This is a genomic window from Mammaliicoccus sp. G-M28 (assembly GCF_022386595.1).
GTDB lineage: Bacteria > Bacillota > Bacilli > Staphylococcales > Staphylococcaceae > Mammaliicoccus > Mammaliicoccus fleurettii.
The window spans coordinates 339,840-356,023 of the sequence record NZ_JAJNIF010000002.1; the positions used below are offsets into that span (position 1 = coordinate 339,840).

Annotated in this window: 16 protein-coding genes and 1 pseudogene; 6 read left to right on the top strand and 11 right to left on the bottom strand. The window is 32.1% G+C overall.

All coding sequences use genetic code 11. The features are described from left to right. Positions 1–10: 10 nt before the first annotated feature. Entirely contained in the window at positions 11–922 is a 912-nt protein-coding gene (pfkB, locus tag LQ609_RS03525) for a 1-phosphofructokinase (protein ID WP_239734322.1), read from the bottom strand. Further along, positions 922–1,680, bottom strand: coding sequence for a DeoR/GlpR family DNA-binding transcription regulator (locus tag LQ609_RS03530; protein WP_239734323.1), 759 nt, complete (start codon positions 1,678–1,680; stop codon positions 922–924). The genes pfkB and LQ609_RS03530 overlap by 1 nt, the downstream gene beginning before the upstream one ends. Positions 1,681–1,855: 175 nt before the next feature. On the opposite strand from LQ609_RS03530, the gene LQ609_RS03535 reads away from it, so the two are divergent. Then, positions 1,856–3,052 (top strand): M20 metallopeptidase family protein, encoded by a 1,197-nt coding sequence (locus tag LQ609_RS03535; protein ID WP_115337730.1) that lies wholly within the window; start codon positions 1,856–1,858, stop codon positions 3,050–3,052. Positions 3,053–3,589: 537 nt separating this feature from the next. Here the strand turns inward: LQ609_RS03535 and LQ609_RS03540 are convergent. Further along, on the bottom strand, positions 3,590–4,498 hold the full coding sequence (locus LQ609_RS03540; protein ID WP_078357332.1) for an aldo/keto reductase: 909 nt from the start codon (positions 4,496–4,498) through the stop codon (positions 3,590–3,592). Positions 4,499–4,509: 11 nt separating this feature from the next. After that, positions 4,510–5,439, bottom strand: a complete 930-nt coding sequence (locus LQ609_RS03545) for a CobW family GTP-binding protein (RefSeq protein ID WP_078357331.1) — start codon at positions 5,437–5,439, stop codon at positions 4,510–4,512. A 202-nt stretch (positions 5,440–5,641) separates the two neighbouring features. On the opposite strand from LQ609_RS03545, the gene LQ609_RS03550 reads away from it, so the two are divergent. Continuing rightward, complete coding sequence (locus LQ609_RS03550) at positions 5,642–6,088, top strand: MarR family winged helix-turn-helix transcriptional regulator (RefSeq protein WP_239734324.1); 447 nt, start codon at positions 5,642–5,644, stop codon at positions 6,086–6,088. 35 nt (positions 6,089–6,123) lie between these two features. Here LQ609_RS03550 and cydC read toward each other — a convergent pair whose 3' ends face one another. Then, the gene (gene cydC, locus LQ609_RS03555; RefSeq protein WP_239734325.1) at positions 6,124–7,791 is read right to left on the bottom strand and encodes a thiol reductant ABC exporter subunit CydC; all 1,668 of its coding nucleotides are present in this window, start codon (positions 7,789–7,791) and stop codon (positions 6,124–6,126) included. Next, a complete protein-coding gene (locus LQ609_RS03560; RefSeq protein WP_239734326.1) occupies positions 7,788–9,401 on the bottom strand; it encodes an ABC transporter ATP-binding protein/permease in 1,614 nt (537 codons plus the stop codon). Before LQ609_RS03560 ends, cydC begins: the two co-directional genes overlap by 4 nt. A gap of 160 nt (positions 9,402–9,561) precedes the next feature. Here LQ609_RS03560 and LQ609_RS03565 point away from each other — a divergent pair, with 160 nt between their 5' ends. The 3 genes and pseudogenes from LQ609_RS03565 (at position 9,562) to LQ609_RS03575 (ending at position 11,768) form a co-directional block, all read left to right on the top strand. Next, a complete protein-coding gene (locus tag LQ609_RS03565; RefSeq protein ID WP_208144091.1) occupies positions 9,562–10,407 on the top strand; it encodes an undecaprenyl-diphosphate phosphatase in 846 nt (281 codons plus the stop codon). Positions 10,408–10,491: 84 nt separating this feature from the next. Beyond that, positions 10,492–11,073, top strand: a pseudogene (locus tag LQ609_RS03570) (hypothetical protein); the annotation flags it as partial. Between the two features lie 254 nt (positions 11,074–11,327). Continuing rightward, positions 11,328–11,768 (top strand): YaiI/YqxD family protein, encoded by a 441-nt coding sequence (locus LQ609_RS03575; protein ID WP_078357421.1) that lies wholly within the window; start codon positions 11,328–11,330, stop codon positions 11,766–11,768. Between the two features lie 106 nt (positions 11,769–11,874). On the opposite strand, the gene LQ609_RS03580 is transcribed toward LQ609_RS03575, so the two are convergent. Continuing rightward, positions 11,875–12,129 (bottom strand): hypothetical protein, encoded by a 255-nt coding sequence (locus LQ609_RS03580; protein WP_078357326.1) that lies wholly within the window; start codon positions 12,127–12,129, stop codon positions 11,875–11,877. A gap of 77 nt (positions 12,130–12,206) precedes the next feature. On the opposite strand from LQ609_RS03580, the gene LQ609_RS03585 reads away from it, so the two are divergent. Further along, a complete protein-coding gene (locus tag LQ609_RS03585; protein WP_078357325.1) occupies positions 12,207–12,776 on the top strand; it encodes an LOG family protein in 570 nt (189 codons plus the stop codon). On the opposite strand, the gene LQ609_RS03590 is transcribed toward LQ609_RS03585, so the two are convergent. The 4 genes from LQ609_RS03590 to exaC form a co-directional block, all read right to left on the bottom strand. Further along, positions 12,751–13,221: a 2-thiouracil desulfurase family protein gene (locus LQ609_RS03590; protein ID WP_078357324.1), complete on the bottom strand. Its 471-nt coding sequence runs from the start codon at positions 13,219–13,221 to the stop codon at positions 12,751–12,753. The two genes, LQ609_RS03585 and LQ609_RS03590, sit on opposite strands and share 26 nt — an antisense overlap. Before the next feature lie 12 nt (positions 13,222–13,233). Then, positions 13,234–13,773 (bottom strand): GNAT family N-acetyltransferase, encoded by a 540-nt coding sequence (locus LQ609_RS03595; RefSeq protein ID WP_239734327.1) that lies wholly within the window; start codon positions 13,771–13,773, stop codon positions 13,234–13,236. 68 nt (positions 13,774–13,841) lie between these two features. Next, a complete protein-coding gene (locus LQ609_RS03600) occupies positions 13,842–14,174 on the bottom strand; it encodes a DUF779 domain-containing protein (RefSeq protein ID WP_078357322.1) in 333 nt (110 codons plus the stop codon). Next, positions 14,175–15,695, bottom strand: coding sequence for an acetaldehyde dehydrogenase ExaC (gene exaC, locus LQ609_RS03605; protein WP_078357321.1), 1,521 nt, complete (start codon positions 15,693–15,695; stop codon positions 14,175–14,177). Between the last annotated feature and the right edge of the window lie 489 nt (positions 15,696–16,184).

Consider the following 16,184-nt stretch of genomic DNA (forward strand, 5'->3'; position numbering starts at 1 on the left):
CCTCCTTATTTTAAATATGTTTAATAACCACTTCTGAAGTTATTTTTTCTATATCTTGATATTCTGCTAAATCAGCATTGAAAGCTGTTGCCGTTCCACAACTTACTGCTAATTTAAAAGCTGATTCTATATCTTTACCTGTCTCTAATCCAGCTACCATACCTGCCACAGTGCTATCTCCAGACCCGACAGTATTGACCACTTGTCCATTTGGAACATTTGCCTTTAATTTTGTATTATTATCTACATAAATAGCACCTTCTCCACCAAGTGATACAATCACAGCTTCTGCACCTTCTTTTAATAATGACTGAGCACATTCTATAACTTCTTGTTCCGTATCTATTTGCTTATCAAATATTTCTTCTAATTCTGTCTTGTTAGGTTTCACAAATTTAGGTTTATAAGCAAGAATAGATTTCATTAAATCTTTTTCAGCGTCTACTATTAAATTTGCTCCGGTTTCTTTAAGTACCTCTGCAACTTCTTGGTAAACGGGTTTTTCAAGTGTACTCGGAACACTTCCAGCAATAATCACAGTATCTTCTGAATTTGTTCTTCTCATTTTAGTTAAAAACTGTTCATAATGTTCTGGTTCAATATTTGGCCCAGGTCCATTAATTTCTGTTTCCAGTCCAGATTTTAGCTTCACATTTATTCTAGTGTCATCTTGTACTTCTACGAAATCTGTTAGAATGTCTGATTTAGCGAGTGCATCTTTGATGAACTCTCCAGGGAACCCTCCAACAAATCCTGTAGCTGTGTTATTGACGTTTAACGTTTTAAGAACTCGAGATACATTAATCCCTTTTCCACCAGCAAATTTATTCGTCTCATGCGCTCTGTTCAATTCACCAACTTCAAATTGATTAGTAAACATCACATAATCAATTGATGGATTAAACGTAACAGTGTATATCATCATAGTCCTCCATTAATATTATATTTTTCTTTAAATTGATCGAAATTACTTATAGTTTGAATTGCTTTTTCAGAAGTCAGTAGTTCTATTGATTTTTCATAAGTTACTTCTGCAAACGAGACTTCATTAAATTTAGAATGATCAAGTAGAACATACACTTGTGATGCTAAGTGGATAGCCTTTTCTTTCATTTCAGATTCATTCGGATCTGGTGTTGATAATCCGTAGTTTAAATCAATTCCATTCATACCGATAAAAGCTTTATCAAAACGATATCTTTCAAGTGATTTAACTGCATTTACGCCTATATTGGCAAATGTAGTTGATTTTACTTCTCCACCAGTCATATAAACTGGAATGCCTTTATCTAATAATGGTCTCACATGTGTCAAACCATTTGTAACTACTATAATGTCTTGTTGTGTAATAAATGGAATCATTTCTAAAGTAGTTGTTCCAGCATCTAAGTAAATAGTATCTCCATCAGCAATAAGACTTGCTGCTAAACGAGCAATTTCTTGTTTTTCATCTTGAAATCGCAATTCCTTGTCGGTCATATTTCTTTCTTCATGACGCTTCGCAATTTGAGTAGCACCACCATGAACTCTTTTAAGTAAACCTCTTTGTTCAAGTTGCGATAAGTCTCTCCTAATCGTAGAAGTACTTGAATGCGTTAAATTAATAAGTTCTTGCAGTGTAACCGTTTCCCGTTGATTAATCTCATCTATAATTAATTGGTGTCTTTCAGTCGTTAACATACAATCTCCCCTGTTCAATTTTAAATAATAAAACGTTTTCATTAAAATGTCAATCACATTCAATCATAAACATTCAAAATCAATCAAAAATTTCTTTCAAATTTATAAGTTCAAATATTTTATGCAGAAAAAGATTACTGTTATACTTCTTTAGTATATTTTTAGGAGGAAAAACATGAATAATTTAAAAGAAAAGCTATTTAAACTTATCGAAAATAAAGAAAGTGAAATGATTGAAATTAGAAGACATTTGCACCAGCATCCAGAATTATCATTTGAAGAAGTGCAAACTGCTGACTATATTAAATCATTTTATAAAGACAAAGACGTTAAAGTGACTCAACCTTTAGATGATGAATATGCAATCATTGTTGAAATAAATGGCGGACGCGAAGGACAGACAATTGGATTAAGAGCAGATTTCGATGCTTTACCAATCGAAGAAGAAACAGACGTTCCATTTAAATCAGAAAATGAAGGCGTTATGCACGCTTGTGGACATGATGTACATACAGCATATTTAATGGGACTTGCAGATGCATTAATTGAAAGTAAAGAAGAATTACCAGGCACAGTTAAAATAATTCACCAACACGCTGAGGAAAAACCTCCTGGTGGCGCTAAAGCAATAGTAGAATCAGGCGTACTAGATGATTTAGACGAAGTTTATGGTATTCATATTGTGCCAGTAGCTGGACCAGAATTTATTGGATATAATAAAGGGCCATCTTTCTCAGGAAGTTCTACATTCAAATTGACTATCAATGGTTTAGGCGGTCATGCTGCCAGCCCACATAAAACACATGATGCTTTAATAGCAGGAACAAATTTTGTAAACGCTATTCAAACAATCGTATCAAGACGTATCGATCCTTTAGATATGGGTGTTGTTACAATCGGAGCATTTGAAGCACCTGGAGGCTATAACGTTATTCAAGATAGTGTCACAATTAAAGGTACAGCAAGATATTTAAATCCAGAACTAGAAGAAACAATGTATCAAGAAATTAAAAAAATTGCAGACAGCATAGCAGTAGGATTTGATATCGAATATGACCTAGATTATCAATATGGTTATCCAGTACTTTACAACCATATAGAACAAACAGAAAAAGTAGCTGAAATTTTATCAGAAAGCAAAGGAGATTACTTCCAACAATTAGTTGAAATCCCTCAAGTAACAGGATCAGAAGACTTTGCTTATTATTTACAAAAAATCCCTGGATCATTTTATATCGTAGGAAGCAAACCAGAAGGCGTAACCGAGCCATATATGAATCATCACCCTAAATTTGATGTGAATGAAGATTGCATGCTCGTAGCTGCCAAATCACTAGCTGAAATTACGTTAAATAGATTAGAAAATAAATAGCAGTAGATTTGTTATTGAGGTCAGGAATTAATTACACTTCTTCTGAGTTGTGTGAACAAAGCTAATGAACAACATAATAAAAACTATTAAAAACAGGCTGAGACTTTAAAAAGTCCCAGCCTGTTTCGTTATATTGTGAGTAGCTAATCGATTTGCAGTTCTTAGGTTGCGCTTAGTGGCAGAATTCTGAATTGTGCTCCTTAGAATGTTCTTACTGGCAGAATTCTTGATTTTGCTCCTTAGACTGTTCTTACTGGCAGAATTACGAATTATGCTCCTTAGGTTGCGCTTACTGGCATTTCTCAGAATTATGTCCCTAACGACACCCCTTACGGACATTTCTCAGAATTATGTCCCTAACACTACCTCTTACGGACATTTCTCAGAATTTTGTCCCTTACACTACCTCTTACGGACATTTCTCAGAATTATGTCCCTTACACTACCTCTTACGGACATTTCTCAGAATTATGTCCCTAACGACACCTCTTACCGTAATTTTGTCCCTTACAGCACCTCTAACCTCTATAAAAAAAACTATAATATATCTTCGCCACGTGAAGCGACGTATATATCAAACCATTCTTGGTCAGTTAGTTGTAACTTAGTTGCTTTAACCGCTTCATCTACTCTATCTATTTTGCTTGATCCTACAATAGGCATTACGTTTGATGGTAATTTTAATAACCAACTATATACTACTGTACTAACACTCACATTATATTTGGAAGCTAATGGTTGTATAACCTCTAATATGCGTCTAGATTTTTCGTCGTTAGCATCAAATATTTTACCACCTGCTAATGGGCTCCACGCCATCACTTTAACGTCATGTTGAAGCATTCTATTTAATGTACAATCTTCTATATTTTCTAGTTGATATGGTGATACTTCTACTTGATTGACTGAGATATGTGACATTTCTTTTTTCAGACTTTCATTTAACAACTCATATTGATTACATTTAAAATTAGAAACGCCAAATGCTTTAATTTTACCTTGATCTACTAGATGCATTACTGCTCTTGTCATTTCATCTGGGTCCATTAATGGTGATGGACGATGTATAAGTAATGTATCTATATAGTCTGTTTTTAGATTTAATAGAGATTGATCAACCGATTCAATAATATGTTCATAACTTTGATCATATCGATGTCCTGTGTTTTTAGGTTTATTTTCATTCGGCAAAATAATGCCACATTTAGTAACAATTTCAAGTTTCTCTCTTAAATTCGGTGTTAGGGCTAGTGCATCACCAAATAAAGATTCACACGTATAGTTACCATAAATATCTGCATGGTCCATCGTCGTGATACCTCTATCTACAATTTCATGTAAAAAATCATTCAACTGCTGATTACTATATCCCCATTCATTTAATCTCCAAAATCCATGTACAATTCTTGAATAACTAACATGTTTATTTATACGAATACGTTCCATCCCATCATCTCCTATGAAAAATTCAACATATCTAATTTATTACGTAAATGCGCTTTATCTAGCTCTTCTCCTATTATGACAATAGTTAAAGGCATATTCATTATTTCTGGTTCGTATTGAGGAACCCCAAATGCATATTGAAATAAATAGGTTTGTTCTGGTTCTTCATCAAATTTAAGAAATCCCTTTATTCTAAGTATAGAATCAGGTAACTGTCTCAAAAACTGAATTAATAATTGCATATCTATTGGTCCACTAAATGTATAGTTCATTGACTGAATACCGTGATGATGACTATGTTTACCTTCAATAGATAACACTTCATTCACAGGTATTTCAATTCCATCTATATTCGAGTAATTCGTAAAGTGAAGTTTAGGTGGATGCTTAAAAGATAGCAAAGATTGTTCTAGTTCTTCTCTTTCATTTGCTGATAACGCATCAGATTTATTTATAACGACAATATGCGAATACAACATTTGCTCTTCCATTAAATGTTTCGTTTGTTTAGTATATCGTGTTCGTTCTAAGTATCTTTTACCATCCATCACGCCGATAATTGAGGGCATTTCAACTTTATCAATTAAAGTTGGATTTTGACATGCATCTACCACCTCAACAGGATGCGCAATTCCAGTAGCTTCAATTAATACTAAATCAGGATTCTCTTTATGATATAAATTATGTAAGACTACTTCAATATCATCTTTTAATGAACAACATATACAGCCATTTAATAAGCTTTGAGTAGAAACATCATCACCTAACAATTTACTATCGACATCAAAAGAACCAAATTCATTCATAATAATTGCGACTTTTTGTCCAGAATCTTTCGCTTTTAAAATCAACCTTTGAAGTAAAGTTGTTTTACCACTTCCTAAAAATCCCGTCAAAATTGTAACAGCCATTTTGTTTTTATTTTCATTTCTTTGACTCATGTTCAAACCACCTTTCTGTAATTATATGATATAACCTAATAAACTACAAAGACTTCAAATTTATACGTTGTTCCACCTTATAATTAGTACATTTAATCCACATATTTTTAAACATATTTACAAACTAAATTTATTCATTATATAATGAATAGGAAGCTTATAAAAATATGAACCATTGTATTTGTAGTTTGGGGGAAAGATTATGGCGGATAATTTAAATATCCATAACCAATTGTGTTTTAATTTGTATAATGCACAGCGACAAGTCAATCGTTATTATTCAAACAAAATTTTCAAAGAGTACAACATTACTTATCCACAGTATTTAGTACTAACCGTTTTATGGGAAACCGAACCAGTCAATGTCAAAAAGCTAGTAACTGACTTAGCCTTAGATACAGGAACAGTATCCCCTCTATTAAAAAGAATGGAAAATTTAGACCTCATTAAACGTGAACGTTCTGAATTAGATCAAAGAGAAGTATTTGTTCATTTAACAGAGAAAAGCAAACAAATGAAAAAACATTTACACCAAGCATCTCAACTTATTCAAGATGTATCTGAATTAAATGATGAAGAAACAAAGCAACTCAATAGCTTATTACAAAAATTGATAAATAATGTAGATAAAATTAATCATGAGAAATAGAAAACCCAGGACATAATGTCTTGGGTTTTCTCATTTCACACTAACTGCTCATTATAATGGATTACATCATACAAATATCCTCGGTCTTCTATCAATGTTTCATAATCACCTTGCTCTAGAATCTCTCCTTCATTCATGACAATAATATGATCGAAGTTTCGTAAATATTTTAAGTTATGCGTAACAATGATAATTGTATCTTCTTTATTTAATAATACATTCATAATGTTCTCTTCATTTTGTTCATCTAATGATGCTGTTGGTTCATCAAGCATCCAGATTTGTGCACTTCTTAATAGTAATCTTGCCATTGATAACCGTTGTCTTTCTCCTCCAGAGATATTTTCTGCATTTTGTGTTAAATATTGGTCTAAATCTAAATAGCTTAAGTTTACTGTTGATAATGCTTGTTTCATTTCTTTATCTTCAGCTTCATTTAATAAATTCTCTCTCACTGTGCCTTCAAAATAATGATTATGTTGCAACATTGTATTAATTTCGTCTACATATGCTTCTTTATTTATTCGTGATAATAATGCTCCGTTATAAGATAAAGCACCTTGATTCGCACTATATAATCCCATTAGTAAATTGAGCAATGTTGTTTTACCTGAACCTGATGGACCAATGATTGCAACATGTTGTCCTTTTTGAATATTAAAGTCTATATTTTTTAAAGTTGGTCTTTCTTGAAAATCATATTTAAAAGTTAAATTTTCAGCATTGAATAAAGCTTTATTTACTACCGAACTTTCATCTGTTTCATCAAATGATTGATTAATGACTTCTTCGATACTTTGAAGACTTCTTTCTGTATCTGCTTTATAAAATGCAACGTTCGTCATAGGAATTGCTTGTTCAAATAATGTTATTGTAATCATTAATATACTTGCAAAGAATACAGCATTTAATACGCCATCTTGAATTTGCCATATGCATAAGATGGTCATACACCATATACTTACCATTGAAGATAAGTTCAACATAAAATCATACGTACTTAAAAATTTCTGTTCTTTATATTTTTTTGCTTCATATTGATTTTGTTTATTTAATACTTTTTCTTTAAAAGGTAAAAATTGCTGAAATCTTTTTAATTCTGAACGACCATTTTCGAAATCAAAATATTCTGCTACATAGTCCTCTTCACTTTGTTGAACTTGCACCGCGAGAATATTTGCTCTTTTTGCTGATAAATATGGAATTAAAATAACTGAAATAAACATTGATATACCAATGATGATACCGGCATAAATGTTGAAATTAATCATAACTAAAATCGTGATTACAGTCGTTAAAATAATGACAATTGGTGGATAATACACTCTTAGTAATATATTTTGTAATCGCTCGACATTATTAACCATTTGAGTAAGCAAGTCACTTGAACGATATCTTCTAAACACGTTTGGAACGATTGGTATTAAATGATTAAATAATTCCACCCGTATATCTCTTAACATTGTAAAAGTAGATCTATGTGAATATAATCTTTCGAAATATCTAGTTATCGCTCTAACAAAACCAAATAATTTAATCGTTACGATTAAAATCATTAAAGCATATAGTGGTGTTCCAAGTGCACTTTTAGAAATCATATAACCACTTAACGCAAACATACCTAAGGCGGTCAACATACCAAAGACACCTATTATAATAGATAGATAGAAATCTTTATCAAATTTTATAGATAATCTTTTCATTGTATGACACCACCTTTTCTAGGCAAATCTATTTCATGAACCTCTCCATTAAGTACTTCGATATAGTGAGTGGCATATTTCAGAACTGCTTTTCTATGTGCTATTGTTATAACTGTTTTTTCATGTGCAAATTGATTAACTGAATCAACAATAAGCTGCTCTGTTTTTATATCTAGCCCTGTAGTAGGTTCATCAAAAATAACAACGTCTGGATTAAGCAATAGCAATCTTGCAAGTTCTATTCTTCTCATTTCTCCACCAGATAACAATTCATATCCATCACCTATCATTGTATTGATACCTTTAGATAATTGAGACACTTTTTCCGTAAGACCCACTTCATCTAATACATTTAATACATGATGCTCATCATATTTTAGGAACATCGTGACATTTTCTAGTAAAGAAGCGCTAAAAATGTAAGGTCTTTGGGACAGATAACCAATTTTTAAAGATTTCTTATAACTGATGTCACCTTTTTTGGGACTCAATTCATTTAATAACAATTTAATCAATGTCGATTTACCTGCACCACTCGGACCTATAATTGCAGTATGACTATTTTCTTTTATATTTAAGTTAATATTTTCAAAAGAAAAATCGTCACGCTTAGGGTAAGAAAAAGATACATTGTTAAATTGAATAATATCTTGATTGTCCATATTTGGATTAATTTGAATAGATGATTGTTTCGTTTGTTCTTCGTTATTCATTTCTTCTATCATTTCTATATAGCCTTCACTTTGTTTACCAGTGTGAAATGCCTGTCCTAAATCTTTAATAGCATTATAAAATTCAGGTGCTAATAATAATGTCGTAATTGCTACAACAAATGATACATCATGGAATACGATGAGTCTCAAACCTACCTCTAATGCAACAATACCTATACCTAGCATTGAAATAAATTCCAACATTAATCCAGATAAAAAAGCACTCTTTAAAATTTCCATCGTTAAATCTCTAAATGAAGTACTAGATTTGTGAATTTTTTCAGTCGTTTGATTTGTTCTATTAAATAGTTTTAATGAAACGAGTCCTTTCGTTAAATCTATGAACTCACTTGCAAAACGGTCTAAAGATTGCATTTGATCTTTCGCTTTATCACGTGTTCTTAAACCAAACACAATATAAAACAATGGAATGAACGGTGCAGTAATCATCATAATTACAGCGGCCGGCCAATGTATGAAAAATAAAGTGATAATAATAACAATTGGGATAATGGTTGATTTAAAGACTTGAGGCAAATAGGATTCATAAAATGGATGTATACCTTCAACTACTTCTGTTAATATTGTGACTTTTGATCGTTTTGTATCTTTATCCATCAATTTATTTCTTACATCTTTTTTAACTTTAAAAGAAAGTTTCTGACCGGATAATTGATTCAAATAGTTAAAGCATGCTCTTAATAACAGCACAACTAATAATATCACTAGCCATAAGTAAAGCTGCTCATACTTTGATTTAACAACGAGCATTTGATTTATAATTTTTCCTAAATATATATTTTGAAATATGACAGTTAAACTAAGTAATAATGATGCTAAAAACATAAAAATTTGCAAGCGTTTATACTGCATACTGTACTTTGTTAATTCTTTCACAATCTCACCACCTTTTTCTATTATAACGTCTTTAATTAAAAAATAAACTAAAATGTATTATTAATTATTCACATATTATTATGTAATATTTGGTACAATAATGATACAGTGATTGTCTACTAATAACCACAGACTTTCAGAAAATTTGAGGAGCTAAAATATGATTATAATCGAATTAATAAAAGCAATAATTTTAGGTATTGTAGAAGGCTTAACGGAGTTTGCACCAGTTTCATCTACAGGTCATCAAATATTAGTAGATGATATGTGGTTAAAGTCTACATCATTTCTCGGAAGTGAATCTGCATTTACATTTAAAGTTGTCATTCAATTAGGCTCTATTCTTGCAGCAGCATGGATATTTAGAAGTCGATATATAGAAATGTTACATATTAAAAAGAATGAACAAAAGAAACATCGATTAAAGTTATCACACATTATTGTTGGTTTAGTACCAGCTGGAATACTTGGTTTATTATTTGATGATTTTATAGAGGAGCATTTATTTAGCGTTCCAACCGTTTTAATTGGTTTATTGCTAGGTGCTATCTATATGATTGGAGCAGATATTTATTCTAAGCGCGTTCCAAATCCACATAAAGTAGACGATATGAACTATCCAAAAGCGTTTGTTATTGGTTTATCACAAGCGATTGCTTTATGGCCAGGATTTAGCCGTTCAGGTTCTACAATTTCAACAGGTGTATTTTTAAAATTAGATCATAAAGCAGCTTCTGACTTTACATTTATTATGGCAGTTCCAATTATGTTTGCTGCCAGTGCAAAAGCACTTTTAGGTAATATACAATTTATCACTTTAGACCAAATACCATTTTATGTTGTTGGCTTTATAGCATCATTTATATTTGGTCTTATATCTATCAAATTATTCTTAAAACTTATCAATCGTGTCAAATTAATACCCTTTGCTATTTATCGAATTATCTTAGTTATCATTATAGCTATTGCTTATTTCGGTTTCGGTATTGGCCAAAACATTGGTTAATACTTAGAAACTACAGTTTGAAGTCGTTGTTAAAGGGTATTTAAATAAGATATATAATTAGAAATTAATACGGAGGAATGACTCATGAATGATAAAGTAAAATTAATCGTCAATACACTACCATTAGTACTAGTACCATTAATTAAAGAACGTAAAAAAATCAAAGAACACCCAGATGTGAAAAACGTAACTGAAACAACAGTTGACCTTTCTCATAAAGTTAAAGATAAAACGATTGAAACAAAAGATAAAGTTGCGGAAAAATCACAACCTGTTAAATCTTATGTTGTCCAAAAGAAACGTTTACACGACTATAACAAACAAATGAAACAACCATTTAAAGAAGAGAAGAAAGAGGAAAAAGAATTGCAAAAACAAATTGACCACCTAGATAAAAAACTACAAAAAAATATTGATGAACGACATAAAGAAGAAGAAAAAGCGCGTAAAGAAAACAAAAAAGACCGTATTAAAGAACTAGAGTATTATCAAAAGCTTGAAAAGAAACAAGCGAAAAAAGGCGAAAAGCTTGAAAAAGAAAACAAAAAAGATGTATCTAAGCTAGATAAGAAGCTACAAGATAATATCGAAGCACGTGAAGAAGAAGAGCAAAAGTTAGAAGCTGAAAACAAAGAACAACGCATTAAAGAAATCAAAAAGTATCAAGAAAAAGAAAACAAACAGAAATCTTCTGAAAGCACTCAACCAAAATCATTAGCTGATGTTAGCTCAAAACAAGCTAAGCCGAATATTCAAGAATTAGTTAACGAACGAGTTAGAAATGAGAAAAAAGAAAAATCAAGCTACAAACTATTTAATCAACATAAAATATCAATGGAACAACATATCGATCAGTTTCCATATGACGAACATACAGTTGAACATAAAAAATATAAAAAAAATTTACGTCGCAATAAATGATTAATCGAATCATTATAGATGGGGATGCATGTCCAGTTACGGATGATGTCATACGTATAACTCAAGATACAGACATCTCCGTTCTGATAATAAGAAGTGTTAACCATTTCTCTTTAAAAGAATACCCTGAAAATGTCACAACCACTTATGTAGATCATGGTGTAGACAGTGCTGACTTTAGGATTGTTAAACTAACAAAATCAAGCGACATCGTTGTCACACAAGATTATGGACTTGCGAGCCTTATATTAAATAAAGCCCAACACGTTATTCATCATAAAGGTTATGAATACACAACAAACAATATAGAACAGTTGTTAACACAAAGACATGTTTCAGCACAAGTACGACAACAAGGTGGTAGAACAAAAGGACCAAAAAAACTTACCCAAGAAGATCATTTAGTTTTTTCGGAATTTCTAACTAACCTCATAAAATAAGACAATGTCAGTTTGTGACATTGTCTTATTTTATAGATGAAGCTTTTCCCGACTAACGGGCAAGACTTTGTGAACTAGCTCATTACAACTTAATATATTATCTACTTTATCTTTCTATGAGCTGGCTCTTAGCTTTCTCTAAATTAATATTATCAGTATTTTTCATTTGTTCTAGTTCTATACGCATTTTGTCTGTTTCTAATAAATAATTTTCATGTTTTATTTTTTCTAGTTCTAATTCATCTTTAACTCGTTGTGATTTAATTTTTTCGATTTTAACTGCTTTCGATTGATGATTTTTGACAAGTCCGGCTGTAGTTGAAATGAGCACGATAAGTACTACCATTAGAAATACGTCCACTTGATAGACCCCCTTTAAAATAAATGGAATTCTCTATTTAAAATCATTATACTACATATGTGAAAGGAGTAATATATATGAAAAGAATTGCTGTATTTTGTGGAGCTAGTAAAGGTAACGACCCTATCTTCACAGAACAAGCTTATGCGTTAGGTAAATACTTAGCAGAAAATAAATATGAATTAATTTATGGAGCTGGTTCGACTGGAATGATGGGTGCTGTAGCAAATGGTGTATTAGACCATGATGGGATTGCAATTGGTATAATGCCTAGATTTTTAGGAGAACGTGAAATAGCACATGAAAACTTAACTGAATATCATGTTGTAGAAACGATGCATGAAAGAAAACAAATGATGTCTGATATGGCTGATGCATTTGTCATGTTACCGGGTGGAGCGGGTTCATTAGAAGAATTTTTCGAAATATATACTTGGTCGCAAATAGGTTTACATCATAAACCTATTGCCGCATTGAACATTAAACAATTTTTCAATCCTTTATCCTCAATGATTGAACACTTGGTTTCTACTGGATTTGTTAGTAAAGACTATAAAAATTTAGCTATTATTAAAGATGATATTCAAAGCATGTTTGATTCAATGAAAGTTGCTCAACCTGTTAAACTTCGTGATTATCAAAAGTAGCATGAAATGATTTTTCATCATAAACTTCAATAGCATTTAATTTAAAGAGGGCTGTCGTTACACCGACACCTTCTTTTTTAATTCCTTTAAATGTTCCATCGTAAACGACAGTTGATCCACACGATGGACTATCACTTTTTAATATTACTGTTTGGGCATCTAAGTCCTTTATTATGGAAAGTGCTCTTTTGGCGCCTTCTTTAAACTGATGCGTAACATCTTGGCCAGTTACTGTCATAACCTTAGCTTGATTATTCCAGACATCATAGCCATCTCCTCCAGTAATCTCTGCAGGCTCTCTCGGCACTTGAAGTCCGCCTAGTATTTCCGGACAAATACTTATCGCCTTTTTTTCATCTATTAAATTCTTATAAAATATATCTAATTTATGATTGCCGTCGTATCTTACTTGTTCACCTACTAAGCATGCACTAATAACGATCATATAATCTTCTCCTTATAACACTTTATGATATAAAACGTGAGCCGCTAATCGTTCATCATGTACTACTTTAGGATGTAAGAAATCTCTAATATGCTCCATTTCTAACTTTTCCATCACTCTTCTAGAAGGTTTATTAATTTCAGATGTAAAGCTATAAACTTCATCAATACCTTGTTCTTTTGCGTAGGTTAAGACAGCTTCTGCCGCTTCAGTTGCCAAACCATTTCCCCAAACATCTTTATCAATTCGCCATCCAATTTCATAAAAAGGCAACTCAGGAAAACTCAATTCACTACCCTCTGGTATAAAGTTAAGCCCTACCATACCTATGAAAGACTTTGTTTCTTTTAATTCCACAGCAAATAAACCAATCTCATGTTGGTCAATAATCGCTTTCATTTGATCAACAACATTTTTAGTTGCATCATAACTTAGTATATCTGGAAAGTATCTTCTCACTTCGGGATTTGCATTCATGCTTTGAAATTTAGCTACATCCTCGTCTTTCCAATTTCTTAGTATTAAACGTTTTGTTTCAATGTAATAACTCATTTTCTTCACCCAACCTTTATCAAATTAAAAAAAGGATGTACTATTATTTTAGCACATCCTTCTAAAAATTATGACCTTACTGAACTTCTAATGTGAAATCTCTTACCAGTTGGGCCTTCTATACTAAACATTCCACCTTTACCATCTACAACATCTAACTCTAAGTTAGTATGTTTCCAATATTCGTATTGCTTCTTGTTCATATAGAAAGGTACACCTTCAATTTCACCTAACTTCACATCTACATCTCCAATAATCAATGTTCCTTCAACGAATAACATTGGAGAGCTACCATCACAGCATCCACCTGATTGATGAAAAATAAGATTTTCACCATGTGTCTTTTTTAAATCTCTAATGAGTGATTTGGCTTTTTCTGTAGCAGTGACTTGTTCAGTCATTTAGAACAGTCCTGCTGGCTTCTCGTCATAACTAACGAGTAAGTTTTTAGTTTGTTGATAATGATCTAACATCATTTTATGGTTTTCACGGCCAATACCACTCATTTTGTATCCTCCAAATGCCGCATGTGCTGGATAAGTATGGTAGTTATTTACCCATACACGACCTGCTTGGATACCTCTACCAAAACGATAAGCTTTATTTTGGTTTCTTGTCCAAATACCTGCACCTAATCCATATAAAGTATCATTTGCCATTTCTAATGCTTCGTCGTCATCTTTGAAAGTAGCTAATGATAAGACTGGTCCAAATATTTCTTCTTGGAAAATCCTCATATCTTGAGTACCTTTAAATATTGTTGGTTCAATATAGAATCCATTTTCTAAATCTCCAGATTCTTCACGAACGTTACCACCAACTAATACTTCTGCACCTTCTTGTTTACCAATATCTAAATAACTTTTAATTTTTTCAGATTGTTCTTGAGAAGTTTGTGCACCAAGCATTGTTTCAGTATCAAGTGGATTACCTGTTTTAATTTGTTTTACACGTGCTATACATTTTTCGATAAATTTTTCGTAAATATCTTCATGAACTAATGCTCTAGAAGGACATGTACATACTTCACCTTGGTTTAATGCGAACATGACTAAACCTTCAACAGCTTTATCTAAGAAGTCATCATCTTCATCCATAATGTCTTTGAAAAAGATATTTGGTGACTTACCACCCAATTCTAGCGTTACAGGAATTAAGTTTTGACTTGCATTTTGCATGATAATACGACCTGTAGTTGTTTCGCCAGTAAATGCTACCTTATTAATATCTTCATGAGTTGCTAAAGCTTGACCTGCTTCTGCACCAAAGCCATTTACTACGTTTATTAACCCTTCAGGTAATATATCTTGAATTAATTCCATTAAATGAAGAATAGATACAGGCGTTTGTTCAGCTGGTTTAAGAACAACAGCATTACCCGTTACGATTGCTGGCGCCAATTTCCATGTTGCCATTAATAATGGGAAGTTCCACGGAATAATTTGACCAACTACTCCGATTGGTTCTTTAAAATGATAAGCTACAGTATCATTATCAATTTGTGAAATTGATCCTTCTTCTGCTCTCACTACACCAGCGAAATATCTAAAATGATCTACAACTAATGGTAAATCTGCTGCTAGACATTCTCTAATCGGTTTACCATTATCAAATGTTTCAATTACAGCTAGTTCTTCTAAATTTTCTTCTATACGATCTGCTATATCTAAGAGTAATTGCGAATGTTCAGCAGGTGACTTTTTAGCCCACTCAACTTGTGCTTTATGTGCTGCCTTTACCGCTTCATCTACATCTTCTTTAGTTGAACGCGGCATTTTAGCATAAACTTCACCAGTTACCGGAGATCCATTATCAAAATACTCACCGTTTTTTGGATCAACCCATTTACCACCAATAAAGTTTTGATACTTATCTTTTACTTTGTATTTTGCATTTGTTGCAGTTGGATATTCAAAAGCCATATTAAAACGCCTCCCTTAAATTGATTACATATTAATTTTAATTGACGCAAGCGCTTTCATCAACTAAAAAGCATTTTACAATATTAATACAAAATTATATAAATAGTTACAAATATCACTGTCCACATTTCAGGTAATTATTTGAAATAAGATATTGAGAAATGAGATTTAATAAATTCAGACGTGCTATTTATCATGTTGTGCCAGTCTTGATAAATTCACGGGCCTATTTATCATGTTGTGCCAGTCTTGATAAATTCAGTCGCTCTATTTATCATGTTGGGCTCGTCTTGATAAATTCAAGGGCTCTATGTTGCTAGTCTGACCTGTCTTGCAATATTCAGTCGCTCTATTTATCATGTTGGGCTCGTCTTGATAAATTCAGTCGCTCTATTTATCATGTTGAGCCTGTCTTGCAATATTCAGACGCTCTATGTTGCTAGTCGACCTCGTCTTGCAATATTCAGTCGCTCTATGTTGCTAGTCGCA